The 12,368-nt window shown below is 54.2% G+C and carries 13 protein-coding genes; 1 reads left to right on the top strand and 12 read right to left on the bottom strand.

The window, feature by feature from the left end:
• Positions 1–68 precede the first annotated feature (68 nt).
• The 12 genes from CSC3H3_RS20015 to CSC3H3_RS19960 all read right to left on the bottom strand — a co-directional run bounded on the left by CSC3H3_RS20015 (position 69) and on the right by CSC3H3_RS19960 (position 11,920).
• Positions 69–647 carry an RNA polymerase sigma factor gene (locus CSC3H3_RS20015; RefSeq protein ID WP_101265630.1) on the bottom strand — a complete coding sequence of 193 codons (579 nt, stop codon included), beginning with the start codon at positions 645–647 and terminating at the stop codon, positions 69–71.
• 323 nt (positions 648–970) lie between these two features.
• Positions 971–1,684 (bottom strand): tRNA (guanosine(46)-N7)-methyltransferase TrmB, encoded by a 714-nt coding sequence (trmB, locus tag CSC3H3_RS20010; protein ID WP_101265454.1) that lies wholly within the window; start codon positions 1,682–1,684, stop codon positions 971–973.
• Positions 1,685–1,792: 108 nt separating this feature from the next.
• The gene (gene metK, locus CSC3H3_RS20005; protein ID WP_101265452.1) at positions 1,793–2,968 is read right to left on the bottom strand and encodes a methionine adenosyltransferase; all 1,176 of its coding nucleotides are present in this window, start codon (positions 2,966–2,968) and stop codon (positions 1,793–1,795) included.
• A gap of 340 nt (positions 2,969–3,308) precedes the next feature.
• Positions 3,309–3,809 (bottom strand): helix-turn-helix domain-containing protein, encoded by a 501-nt coding sequence (locus tag CSC3H3_RS20000; protein WP_425444969.1) that lies wholly within the window; start codon positions 3,807–3,809, stop codon positions 3,309–3,311.
• A gap of 72 nt (positions 3,810–3,881) precedes the next feature.
• A complete protein-coding gene (gene lnt / locus CSC3H3_RS19995; RefSeq protein WP_101285971.1) occupies positions 3,882–5,465 on the bottom strand; it encodes an apolipoprotein N-acyltransferase in 1,584 nt (527 codons plus the stop codon).
• Positions 5,462–6,454 (bottom strand): hemolysin family protein, encoded by a 993-nt coding sequence (locus tag CSC3H3_RS19990; RefSeq protein ID WP_101285970.1) that lies wholly within the window; start codon positions 6,452–6,454, stop codon positions 5,462–5,464. The genes lnt and CSC3H3_RS19990 overlap by 4 nt, the downstream gene beginning before the upstream one ends.
• Complete coding sequence (gene ybeY, locus CSC3H3_RS19985; RefSeq protein ID WP_101285969.1) at positions 6,451–7,020, bottom strand: rRNA maturation RNase YbeY; 570 nt, start codon at positions 7,018–7,020, stop codon at positions 6,451–6,453. The genes CSC3H3_RS19990 and ybeY overlap by 4 nt, the downstream gene beginning before the upstream one ends.
• A complete protein-coding gene (locus CSC3H3_RS19980) occupies positions 7,004–8,125 on the bottom strand; it encodes a PhoH family protein (protein ID WP_101285968.1) in 1,122 nt (373 codons plus the stop codon). Before CSC3H3_RS19980 ends, ybeY begins: the two co-directional genes overlap by 17 nt.
• Complete coding sequence (miaB, locus tag CSC3H3_RS19975) at positions 8,122–9,501, bottom strand: tRNA (N6-isopentenyl adenosine(37)-C2)-methylthiotransferase MiaB (protein ID WP_101265443.1); 1,380 nt, start codon at positions 9,499–9,501, stop codon at positions 8,122–8,124. Before miaB ends, CSC3H3_RS19980 begins: the two co-directional genes overlap by 4 nt.
• Before the next feature lie 166 nt (positions 9,502–9,667).
• Positions 9,668–10,549, bottom strand: coding sequence for a lysophospholipid acyltransferase family protein (locus CSC3H3_RS19970; protein WP_101265441.1), 882 nt, complete (start codon positions 10,547–10,549; stop codon positions 9,668–9,670).
• Positions 10,546–11,334, bottom strand: a complete 789-nt coding sequence (olsB, locus tag CSC3H3_RS19965; RefSeq protein WP_101285967.1) for a l-ornithine N(alpha)-acyltransferase — start codon at positions 11,332–11,334, stop codon at positions 10,546–10,548. Before olsB ends, CSC3H3_RS19970 begins: the two co-directional genes overlap by 4 nt.
• Positions 11,335–11,497: 163 nt before the next feature.
• Entirely contained in the window at positions 11,498–11,920 is a 423-nt protein-coding gene (locus CSC3H3_RS19960; protein ID WP_101265437.1) for a Fur family transcriptional regulator, read from the bottom strand.
• A 188-nt stretch (positions 11,921–12,108) separates the two neighbouring features.
• On the opposite strand from CSC3H3_RS19960, the gene CSC3H3_RS19955 reads away from it, so the two are divergent.
• On the top strand, positions 12,109–12,366 hold the full coding sequence (locus CSC3H3_RS19955; protein WP_101265435.1) for a sulfurtransferase TusA family protein: 258 nt from the start codon (positions 12,109–12,111) through the stop codon (positions 12,364–12,366).
• The last annotated feature ends 2 nt before the right edge of the window (positions 12,367–12,368 follow it).

Raw genomic sequence — 12,368 nt, 5'->3', positions numbered from 1 at the left:
TAATACCCGCAAAAATGGCAGGGCTTTTTCTTATGACGAGGCAGCCTTCATCATATCCGAAGATAATTTCAGTTTTTTTCGCCCGGTCGGGTTTCATCGCGCAGCAGGGTCAGGGCACGAACCATTCGGCTGAAGGCGGTTTGCGGTGGAATGCCCAGCTTTTCGCCGATCTCGACATAGGTTTTGCCTTCCAGCCGGGCCAGAACAAACACTTCGCGAGTTGGCGAGGGAAGCTTGTTAATGGCCGCCTGCAACTGGCGCAGTTCCTGACGTGACCAGGCGATCTGATCGGGCAGGGGGTCGTCGCTGGCCATGAATTCCAGGCTTTTTTCCGCGTCGGGCACAAATTTCAGAATTCGTTCGCGACGGAAATGATCAACGACCAGATTTTGCGCCGTCCGATACAGATAGGATTGCGCATATTTCACATCAGGTAATGTGGGCGTTGCAACAATACGCAAAAACGTATCCTGCACGATGTCATCGGCAGTGTACCAGGCCAGCTTGCGCTTCTGCACGAAATGCCGCAATCGCACCTGATATTTGCGAAAAAGTTGATTGATATCCCAATGGGCCACAAGCCTGACCTTTGAAACGAACCTGCAAGCAAACGACCATTTTGCAGGCGTTCGCACAGGTAATGCCATATCGCTGATATAAAACAGATATCGCATATGAAAATCATTCTCAATAAAAACTTGGGGGAGTCAGACCCGAAATGTTGTTTTTCGGCAAAAGACATCGGATGCCAAATACCTGCCTGTCCCATTCTATTTAGCCCCGAGGACCCGGTTAAAGGCTCATTGAAGGCGACAATATCGGCAAAAGAAAAAGGCCCTTCGACACATCAAAGGACCTTTTGGAAACTGTTTGAATATCGTCGAGGACTGCCAACAACACAACTGGCATCCCCCAAACCATTTTCGCAAAATCACGTGGCACACGGTTTGGCCTTAACGCGATATTGCAATCAGGCGCGGGCTTTCCGCCGGAATCGCAGGTAATTGCATTTTTTGCCCTGGCGCAGGGCCTTTTGCTCATAGCGGGTTTTTACCCAGTCTTCCGGCGGAATGCGCCAGTCATCGGGGCTTTCGGCCAGCCACTCAAAATCCGGGTGGTTATGCAAATGCTGCAGCGTCCAGGAAATATACTGCATGTCATCACTGGCAACGCGAAACTCGCCGCCATCCTTGATCAGACGGGCCAGCAAAGCCAGGTTTTTGGGGCCAACAAACCGGCGTTCCGCATGGCGCTTTTTCGGCCAGGGATCGGGGAACAGCAAAAACGCCCGATCAAAGCACGCATCCTGCAACTTATAAAGCAGCGGGCGAGAATCGTCGGGCACGATGCGAACATTTTCCAAATTCCGCTCGCTGATATGGCGGATCATGCTGCTGACCCCATCCATATAGGGTTCACAGCCGATAATGCCGATTTCCGGGTTGGCTTCGGCCTGCCCGGCCAGATGTTCACCACCGCCAAAACCGATTTCAAGCCACAGTTCCTTGCGATCCGGGGCGAAATAGGTTGCCGGGTCAATACCGGCCTGGTCGGGATATTCGATGGTCAGCTTTGGCAACAGATCATCCATCAGGACTTTGCGTGACGCTTTGGGCGCACGGCTGCCACGGCGGCCATAAAAATTCGGGCGATCAGGGGTCGGGATGGGTCTGTTGCTACGCATGGTTTTTCTGGCAGTTAAAAAAACGAAACGGGCGGTTTCAATGAACCGCCCGCGTCATAACATGTCTGGCGATTTTGGCAAATCACCTATCCGGGGCCAAATGCACGATCAGGCACCAAATGCCGATTTCAGCTCACCAACCAAGTCGGTTTTCTCCCACGAGAAGAACCCGCCTGCTTCCGGCTGACGGCCAAAGTGACCATAGGCCGAGGTCGGCGTATAGATCGGCGCGCACAGATTAAGATGCTCGCGAATGCCACGCGGGCTGAGATCCATCAATTCACGCAGGACCTTGCCCAGCTTCACTTCGTCAACTTCACCGGTTTCATGGGTGTTGACATAAAGTGCCAACGGCTTGGAAACACCAATCGCATAGGCAACCTGAATGGTGCATTTGCCAGCCAGGCCAGCCGCGACCACATTCTTTGCCAGATAGCGCGCTGCATAGGCAGCAGAACGGTCAACCTTCGTCGGATCTTTGCCCGAGAATGCGCCGCCACCATGCGGTGCGGCACCGCCATAGGTATCAACAATGATTTTACGGCCCGTCAGGCCCGCATCACCATCCGGTCCACCAATGACAAAACGGCCCGTCGGGTTGATATAGATTTCGTCCTGCGCGGGCAACCAGCCTTCCGGCAGGGCAGCTTCGATATAGGGCAGAACAGCAGCGCGGACGTCATCCTGGCTGACGCCGTCGTTATGCTGGGTCGAAACCACAACCGACGTTGCACCAACCGGCTTGCCATCGACATAGCGCAGGGTCACCTGGCTTTTGGCATCCGGGCCGAAAATGGCCGATTTGCCCGAATGGCGGTCTTCTGCCATATGGCGCAGGATCCGGTGCGAAAACTGGATCGGGGCCGGCATCAGCTCGTCGGTTTCATCACAGGCATAGCCAAACATGATGCCCTGGTCACCAGCGCCAAGGTCTTTATTGTCCTTGGAGTCAACGCCCTGGGCGATGTCTACCGACTGTTCATGAACGTGGCAGGAAATTTCAGCCGTCTTCCAGCTAAAACCTTCCTGTTCGTAACCGATGGCGCGAATGGCTTCGCGGGCTGCCTCGATCATGGTTTCGTTATTGGCGACACTTGCCGGACCGCGAACTTCCCCTGCCAGAACGACACGATTGGTCGTTGCCAGGGTTTCAACAGCAACGCGGGAATCCGCATCGGCAGCCAGGAAAATATCAACGATCGAGTCAGAAATACGGTCGCAAACCTTATCGGGATGACCTTCCGAAACGGATTCGCTCGTGAACAGATATTCTTTATGAGACATATAAACCTTCTCCGGTGAAAAGGGAGTTTCCAAAAACTGGACCGGAGGGCCGTGATACGAACGTATCGATCAGCGCCCACTTAGCCTTTTTTTGCGTGGTGGCAAGCGGTCCAAATCCGTCCACGTCATCAGGTTGTCATATCCCAATTGGAAACATGACCCAAGCTTTTTAAGCCTTCTGCCATTAATTAGTGGCAATTTTTTTGAAGACAACCATTCCAAAATCGATGCATTCGGTTTTGAACGGAATATTCCATAAAAAAACGCATCCGGTGTGGATGCCGAATGCGTTTAAGATAAAGTGCTTCAACGTCGCCAGACGTTTTTTCTCATCGCGTGCTTATTTGCTGTCGCCTTCGTCGGCAGCCGGCAGAACACCCATCGCCTTGACCAGTTCAAAAACGCGTTTGCGCTGAACCGGGTCGATGATGCGGTAATAGGCACGCACCAGTTCCAGGGTTTCACGACGGTTCATCGGATCGTTATCAAACGGATCCGGGCTTTCCGACATTTCACGACGTTCATGCACCGATTTTGCCGAAATTTCGTCGGGCATATCATCGAAAAAGAATGAAACCGGCACTTCAAGTACACGGGAAAGATCATAAAGGCGCGAAGCACCAACACGGTTGGCACCGCGTTCGTATTTCTGCACCTGCTGGAATGTCAGGCCAATGGCCTCGCCCAGCTTTTCCTGGCTCATCCCCAGAAGGGTACGCCGCAAACGTACCCGGGAACCCACATGAATATCTACAGGGTTTGGCTTTCCAGTGGCCGTACGGCCACGGCCACGACCGCGTGTATTCTTTACAATCATCACACTGTCATCCTTCGGCGACATCGTCTTGTCCTTCTCACACTCCGACCTGCCGCCCTGTTCTTATGGGGGACACTTTCTGGGCGGTCCGGTAAACTATTTTTTCGTTCCGGGGGATTTCCTAACCTGCTGATATCCCAATACGAGAACGAAGATCAGCGTTACAATACCGTAAAATGGTATATTACGCCACAAATAATATACAGTGGTATGGTTTTTCCCCACCAAAAGGGGTGAAATGAGGATTCCCTGTTTGGTTAGGGGTAAATCCTTCTGGAGACGACCGTAGGAATCAAAGACGGCTGATACGCCGGTATAGGCTGCGCGCACCATCGGTACGCCTTCCTCAACGGCGCGAAAACGCGCTGCAGCCAGATGCTGATAGGGACCCGCACTATGACCGAACCAGCCATCATTTGTGACATTCAATAGCCACGCTGGCCGGTCCTGATCGTCGGTAACAGCACCAGGAAAAATAACCTCATAACATATAAGAGGCGAAAAAGGCGGCAAATTCTTTACATGCAAAGTTGCCGGTCCGGCCCCTGCCGAAAAATCGGTGCGCCCGGCGGTCAGCTTGGGAAAAGGCAGGATAGAGCGGAACGGAACATATTCGCCAAATGGAACCAGATGGAACTTGTCGAAACTGCCAACAATCGCCCCGCGATCATCGATCGCCTCGACCGAGTTCCACACCTGGAATTCTTCGCTATCACGCGGGAAGGTACGGGGTGCGCCGGTAATCAGGATATCATTGGGGCCCAGCACATCGCCAATCATCGCCCGTCGGCCGGGATCGGTTTCCAAAAAGAATGTCGCCGCCGTTTCCGGCCAGATCACAATACGCTGCTGGCTGGCATCCATGTCGGCCGGGCGGCGCGACATGGCCAGAAGCTGGCGGAAATGAATTTCCTGAAGCGATTTTTCCCATTTTTCCGACTGGGCAATATTGGGCTGCACCACCTGCAATATCGGCGCATCTGCCGGAGCGCTGGCAAGTTCGGTTGCCATATCAGGCAGGCCCGACAAACGAATGGCACCGCCCCCCCACAAAAGGGCTGCGATCAGAATACCGCCCAGTGCCACAAACCGGCCGCTGCGCCCGGCAATCCAGGCTGCGGGCAGGGTGGCAAACAGGGCCGTCACCGCACTTAACCCGTAAATTCCCACCAGTGATGCAAACTGCATCGGCGCCGGGTCAATCGCCCAGATATGCCCCAGCAGGTTCCAGGGAAAACCGGTCAGCACATGCCCACGGGCAAATTCGGCAATTGACCAGAAAGACGCCAGCAAAAAGGCGCGCGCAATGCGCCCCTTGCCCAATTGCCAACTGCCCCACACAGCCAGCATCGGAAAAATCGCCAGGCCACCACCAAGCCCCAACAGGGCAAAGGGAATCATCCAGCCATAAATTTCGGGCTGCACCAGAAAAGCATGGCTGATCCAGTAAAACCCGGCGGCAAAATGGCCAGTGCCAAACCACCAGCCCGCGGCCAGAGCGCTTTTGCGGGTTTTAACCCCGTCCAGCGACCACAGCAAAATGGCAAATCCCACCGGCAAGGCAGGAATAAAAAAGAAAGGCGGCAAAGCCAGTACTGCCGCCGCCCCGGATAACAGCCACGTCAAACGCCGTGGCCAGCCTTGCAGAACGGCCACACGTTTGGCCAAGCGATCAATCATTTAGGCAATTCCTGAGAATTTTCCCCTTCCTGCAGTGAAGGGGCAGAGGGGTCGGAAGGATCGGGACGATGCAAATGAATGCGCAGGCGGCGCACCCGGCGCGGATCGGCATCAAGAACCTCGAACTGCAGCCCCAGCGGATGTTCGATCAGCTCGCCACGCGCTGGCACCCGGCCGGCAAGCGAAAACACCAAACCACCCAGGGTGTCGATATCTTCGTCTTCTTCTTCGTCAAGCAGCCCGAAACCCAGCTTTTCTTCAAGATCTTCGATCTCGTAGCGGGCATCGGCAATAAAACAGCCATCGGAAAGGCGGATCAGTTTCGGGGTCTGGTCCACGTCGTGTTCATCGTCAATTTCACCAACGATTTCCTCGACCAGGTCTTCAATCGTGATCAAACCGTCAATGCCGCCAAATTCATCCACCACCAGCGCCATATGGGTGCGCGACAGCCGCATTTCCGACAGCAGGTCAAGCACACGAATGGCAGGCGAGACAAAAAGAACCCGGCGTAACAGCGATGACAACCGGTATTCCCGGCCCGCGGCATGGCAGGCCAGCACGTCCTTGATATGGACCATGCCAACAATGTCATCAAGCGTATCGCCATAAACGGGCAAGCGTGAATGCGCCTTGGTCACCATTTCATTGACGAGATCGGACAGGGTGATTTTTTTCTGAACCGCGACAATATCGGTACGCGGAATCATTACGTCTTCGGCGGTCATATCGCGAAGCGCAATGATATTTTCAAACAGCGAACGTTCGTGCAGCGAAACTGGTTCGTCGTCTTCTTCGGTACGTTCGGCAAGTTCTTCAAGCGTATCGCTTAGCGACGCCTCGCCATTGCGCGACCGGGCCTTGCGCAGCCCCATGGCCGAAGCAACATTGCCCCAAAACGAAGCCCCATCGGCTTCTTCATGTAAATCCCCACTGGTGCGGGGCGAAATACTGTCCTTGTCTTCGTCGCGTTCACTTATGTCGTTCATTGTCCTGTTTCGACATCCTGATCTTCGATTGGGGCGTAGGGATCATCGATACCCATCCCGGCAAGAATATGGCGCTCCAGTTGCTCCATATGTTCGGCCTCATCATCAACCATATGATCATAACCGACAAGATGAAGTGTACCATGCACCGATAAATGAATGAGATGATGCAAAAGCGGCTTGTTCTGTTCAAGCGCTTCACGTTCGCAGGTTTCCCGCGCAATAACGATATCGCCCAGCATCAGGGGCATATCGGGTGCCATGGCAAAATCGCTGGCATCCTCATCGCTTTCAAGGGCGGCAAATGACAGCACATTTGTCGGCGCATCCTTGCCACGATAATCGCGGTTCAATTCGCGCACACTGGCATCATCAGACAGCGTCACGCTGATCTCGATCAGGCCGACCTGATCCAGCAGTGATTTTTCGTCTTCCTCGTCCCACAGCGCGCCATCTTCGGCAGCGGCCAACAGGGCGGCTTTAACCGCCCCGGTTATGGCTTCCTGTTCGGAATCGCTCCAGTTTCCCGCCTCGACGGCAACATCAAGATCAAGCAGCGCTGTCATCACCGGAGATCTCTTGTGTGTTACGCGGGCCATGCCCCTGGCGATAACTTTTGCCAATGCGATCCCGCAGGGCATCGGCCTCGTCATAGGCTTTGACAATTTTTGTCACCAGCGCATGGCGTACCACGTCGCGCTGGTCAAATTTGATGCGGCCGACCCCTTCAACATTTTCAAGGGTTTCCATCGCATCACGCAAGCCAGATTTCACACCCGATGGCAAATCGATCTGGGTCAAGTCACCCGTGATCACCATGCGCGATCCTTCCCCCAGACGGGTCAGAAACATTTTCATTTGCATCGGGGTGGTGTTCTGGGCTTCGTCAAGAATAACAAAAGCATGCGAGAGCGTACGGCCACGCATGAAAGCCAGCGGTGCGACTTCGATTTCGCCGCGTTCCATGCGTTTGATCACAACATCGCCCGGCAGCGTATCATGCAGGGCATCGTAAAGCGGCCGCAGATAGGGATCGACCTTGTCTTTCAGATCACCGGGCAAAAAGCCCAGATGCTCGCCAGCCTCAACAGCCGGGCGCGACAGAACAATACGGTCAACCTGCCCCTGGGACAGCATCTGAACCGCCATTGCCACGGCAAGATAGGTTTTGCCTGTACCAGCCGGACCAATGCCAAATACCAGTTCATGTTCCAGCATTGCCTTCACATAGTTTTTCTGGCGTTTGGAGCGCGGCGAAATCCGGCGTTTCTTGGTCTGGATCACCAGTTCGGAACCGCCAAACATATTGGCACCGGGTGCTGCCGGGTCATCCCACGGGTTGCCTTCATCGGGTTCTGACAGGCGAATGGCCGCATCGACCGTTTCCACATCGACCCGGTCAATTTCCTGATCACGCAAGCGGGCATAAAGCTGTGATAAAACCGATTTCGCCTGGCTTACCTTTTGCGGGGCACCACGCACCACCACAATCGATCCCCGGCTGGAAATTTCCGTTCCGGTCCCTTCGGCAAGGCGCAGCAGATTCTGTGCCTGCGGCCCATAAAGCAACTGCGACAGGGCATTATCGGTAAATTCTATCTGGTCGGTATCAAGCGGTGTCTGTTTTTGTTTCTTGATCGGGCCTTTTGCCTTTTCCGTGGTAGCGCTCACGCAACATTCCTTTCCGAACCGCCATCTTCAACCAGTTCCCCGGCCAGGGAAAAAGGCTTGGCGGCAGTAATTTTCAAACGCACGATGCGGCCCAGGTCGGCCTCGGTCAGGCCATTGACGTGAACCGGCTGCATATAGGGGCTGCGACCAACAATCTGGCCTTCAAATTTGCCAGTGCGGTCAAGCAGAACATCCATTTCCTTACCGACACAGCTTTCGTTAAACGCCAGTTGCTGTTCGGCCAACAGGGCCTGCAAGCGTGCCAGACGGTCAGCCTTGACCTCTTCGGGGACCTGCAATTCCATGGCCGATGCCGGCGTACCGGGACGGGGGCTGTATTTAAAGCTGAAGGTCTGAATGAAGCCGACCTGGCGCACCAGATCGAGGGTATCTTCAAAATCCTTTTCCGATTCCCCGGGGAAACCGACGATAAAGTCCGACGACAGCGCAAGATCCGGCTGAGCATCGCGCAGACGTTTGACGATATCAAAATAGGTCTGACGGTCATGCTTGCGGTTCATCGCCTGCAACACACGGTCCGAGCCGGACTGCACGGGCAGATGCAAAAACGGCATCACCTTGGGCAGGTCGCGATGGGCAAAAATCAAGTCATCGTCAACATCGCGCGGATGGGAAGTGATGTATCGAATGCGTTCCAGCCCTTCGATATCGGAAAGCTCGCGCAGCAACCGGCCCAGCGTCCATTCATCCCCATCAGGTCCGGCACCATGATAGGCATTCACGTTCTGGCCCAGAAGGGTTACTTCGCGGGTACCCTGTGCCACGATCTGGCGGGTTTCATTCACAATATCCATGCCCGGGCGCGAATATTCGGCACCACGGGTATAAGGCACCACACAGAAGGTGCAGAATTTATCACAGCCTTCCTGAATGGCGATAAAGGCGGAATAACCCTGCTGCGATACCTGGGCGGGCAGGTGGTCGAACTTTTCCTCGACCGGAAAATCGGTATCAATGATGCGGTCATTGCCAATCGCACGGTTGGCACGCGCCACCATTTCCGGCAGGCGATGATAGGTCTGCGGGCCAAAAACCATATCGACAATCGGTTCGCGACGCATCAGCTCCGCGCCCTCGGCCTGGGCAACACACCCGGCGACGGCGACGATCATTTTGTCGGTACCGTTTTCTTCCTTGGCTTTTTTGTGTTTGCGAATACGGCCCAGATCGGAAAAGACCTTTTCGGCGGCTTTTTCACGAATATGGCAGGTGTTCAGAATCACCATATCCGCACCATCAGCTTCATCGACCGGCTGATAGCCCAGCGGTGCAAGCACATCCTGCATACGCTGGCTGTCATAGACATTCATCTGGCAGCCATAGGTCTTCACAAAAAGCTTTTTCGTCGCGCTCACTTTAATGATCCGTTTCCGCTCGTTTCATACGCCGAAAGCGGCGTGAACCTCACGCCGCGTGTCGAACATTCTTGATATCTGAGATCAGGTGGCACAATTTTGCGTTCATGCAACCCGTTTTTCGGCGGAACGGTAAAAAAGCCGACATCGCGATGCGCTGGGGAACCTAGCCAAACAAGCGAAAATCTTCAAAAACAATCGCCAGCGGGGAACAACCGATCAATTCGCCAGACCGCCGGCCTTCCGGAAGCGGTATCTGTGCGCCCTGATTGGCACCAGATAACGCGGCCTGATGCCCCTGAACGACCAACGACTCGCATATGCGGGCCATTTCCTTGCGCGATCCTGCCTGCGCCAGCGTCATCGGCGGATGAACAACCACTTCCACCGTAACCTTGCCGAGGGCGAGAAACTGCCACAAATGCGGCGCCAAGTCCATATCCCCGTACCAGGAATAAAATGCCCGCAAATCACGGCCCATCGGGGCCCCGTCAAGGCGGGTTGCCGCAATTGAAACCGGCTGGACCATAACCTGCGATCCATCCGGAAGCAGGGTGTCGGCAACACCAAACAGGGTGGATTTAAACGGCAAAACGCGGTTGCCGTCATTGCTGGTGCCTTCGGGAAACAGGATCAGCTTGTGGCCACTGGCCAGGCGCTGTTTGATTTCAAGGGTCTGCTCACGGGCGCGAACCGGGCGGCGTTCAACAAAAGTGCAGCGCTGCAGCTTTGCCAGCAGGCCAAATACCGGCCAGCTTGCCACTTCCTTTTTGGCAATGAAGCTGCCTTTGGTCATTGCCCCCAGAACCGGGATATCAAGATAGGACGCATGATTGGCAACAATGATGCCACTGCCTTCCATCAGGGGCGCACCGCTATAGCGCACCTCGATATGCATGATCTTGAGGCACAGGCCGTGGTAAAACCGCGGCAAATCATCGGCCAGCTTGAGACGCAGGGCCAGTGCCACCATCTGCACCGGCAGCAAAACCAGTGTCAGGACGGCATAGATCAAAAGCCTGATGGCAGCACAGGGATAGCAGCTCACGATACCCTCGCGGTCCGTTCATAATGCTTGTAGTAACGTTCGGTGACTTTTTCGGTCGGCAGAACGATGCAAATATCCGTGGTATTGAACTGATGATCGACCACTGCACCGTCACCGACATAACCGCCCAGTCGCAGGTAACCCTTGATCAGCGGCGGCAGGTCACGCAGGGCCTGGCGGGCATCAATTGCATCAATGCTGGCGCGCGCCATGCTTTCATACCGTTCGGCAACCGCACGCGGGCGCATGCCCTCGGGTGCCAGATGGTTATGATGCAGATAGGTCAGAACATCGCTGAAATCGTCGGGGTCGGTGCCATGAAAGGATGCACAGCCAAACATCAGCTTAATGTCATGTTCGAATACATATTTCGCAATGCCCTGCCACAGCAATTGCAGTGTCGGCATGGTGCGATAGCCTTCCTCGACACAGGAACGGCCAAGTTCCATGATCTCGCCGGACTTGATCGCAGCCAGCATGGAGTCAATCTGGTATTCATCGGCGCTGTAAAAACCGCCATTTTTATTGGCAACAGACTGGCGTAGCAGACGGTAGGTTCCCACCACACCATCGGCACCTTCGCCTTTGCCATGGTCAATCACAAGAAGGTGGTCGCAAATCGGATCGTAATGGTCAAAGTCCCGTTGGGATTCGATCATCTCAGCAGACGGCTGTGCCCCGCGTTCTTCGTAGAACACCTTGTAACGTAAACGCTGGCTGGCCAGAATTTCCGCTTCGCTTTGCGCAAGACGGACTTCCAATCGCTGCTGTCGAACGTCGCTCATCGCAACTCCCTTTCGTTTGACTGCGCCAATTTTGCGCAGGAAAATCCTCAAGAGCGAGTGAAGGCTTTGTTAAGAACTCGTAACAAAAATGTGAAAAGCCACCCGCACTCTAGCACGGATGGCTTTCTTATACACCTATTGCGCGTGAACAGTCAGTAAACTGTCATTTTCCGTCTTTAACAGGAACGCCATAAAGCTCCAGACGATGGCCAACAAGCTCGTAACCAAGCTCGCGTGCGATCTCTTCCTGAAGCTTTTCGATCTTTTCGTTCGAAAATTCGATCACGGTGCCCGACCGCATATCAATCAGGTGATCATGATGTTCTTCGGTCAGTTCCTCGTAACGGGCACGACCGTCGCCGAAATCGTGCTTTTCAAGGATGTCTGCCTCTTCAAACAGACGCACCGTCCGGTAAACAGTGGCAATCGAAATTTTCGGATCAATTTCGGTGGCCCGACGATAAACCAGTTCAACATCCGGGTGATCTTCGGACTCGGACAATACCTTTGCAATTACGCGGCGTTGCCCGGTCATTTTCAGGCCCGCGTCAATGCATTTTTGCTCGATGGTTGATTCTGCCAACATACTCTTGTTCTCGTTTCCGGTTCCGCCTGTCCCCAAGGCCCGCAGGCTACATACGCTCTGGTGGCCTAAATATCGAGAAATCTTCGCCTGGTCGCAAGACCGATTTCACGAAAATAACCCGGCACACCTTGCCGTTTTCATTATATAACGTTACCTCGTGATCAGATGCCCTGATTTACGAGGTTGGAATGTCCAGCAGCAGCCAGATTTTGACGCCAGATATCACAATAGACATCACAAACGATGTCTGTCCCATGACCTTTGTCAAAACGCGTCTGAAACTTGAAAAAATGACACCGGGTCAAATTCTGGAAGTCATTCTCAAAGACGGCGAACCGCTTAAAAATGTTCCGCGTTCCGTAACTGAAATGGGCGACGACGTTCTGGACCTGACAAAATCGGCAGATGCTACCGGTACTTACCGGCTGACAATCCGAAAAAAATAGAT

It is taken from the genome of Thalassospira marina (genome assembly GCF_002844375.1).
GTDB lineage: Bacteria > Pseudomonadota > Alphaproteobacteria > Rhodospirillales > Thalassospiraceae > Thalassospira > Thalassospira marina.
This window is presented reverse-complemented; position numbering and strand designations above follow the sequence as displayed.

Coding starts and splice junctions, on each gene's coding strand:
- CSC3H3_RS20015 (WP_101265630.1), bottom strand. CDS start 647: ATGGCATTACCTGTGCGAACGCCTGCAAAATGGTCGTTTGCTTGCAGG.
- trmB (WP_101265454.1), bottom strand. CDS start 1,684: ATGCGTAGCAACAGACCCATCCCGACCCCTGATCGCCCGAATTTTTAT.
- metK (WP_101265452.1), bottom strand. CDS start 2,968: ATGTCTCATAAAGAATATCTGTTCACGAGCGAATCCGTTTCGGAAGGT.
- CSC3H3_RS20000 (WP_425444969.1), bottom strand. CDS start 3,809: ATGTCGCCGAAGGATGACAGTGTGATGATTGTAAAGAATACACGCGGT.
- lnt (WP_101285971.1), bottom strand. CDS start 5,465: ATGATTGATCGCTTGGCCAAACGTGTGGCCGTTCTGCAAGGCTGGCCA.
- CSC3H3_RS19990 (WP_101285970.1), bottom strand. CDS start 6,454: ATGAACGACATAAGTGAACGCGACGAAGACAAGGACAGTATTTCGCCC.
- ybeY (WP_101285969.1), bottom strand. CDS start 7,020: ATGACAGCGCTGCTTGATCTTGATGTTGCCGTCGAGGCGGGAAACTGG.
- olsB (WP_101285967.1), bottom strand. CDS start 11,334: ATGAGCGACGTTCGACAGCAGCGATTGGAAGTCCGTCTTGCGCAAAGC.
- CSC3H3_RS19960 (WP_101265437.1), bottom strand. CDS start 11,920: ATGTTGGCAGAATCAACCATCGAGCAAAAATGCATTGACGCGGGCCTG.
- CSC3H3_RS19955 (WP_101265435.1), top strand. CDS start 12,109: ATGTCCAGCAGCAGCCAGATTTTGACGCCAGATATCACAATAGACATC.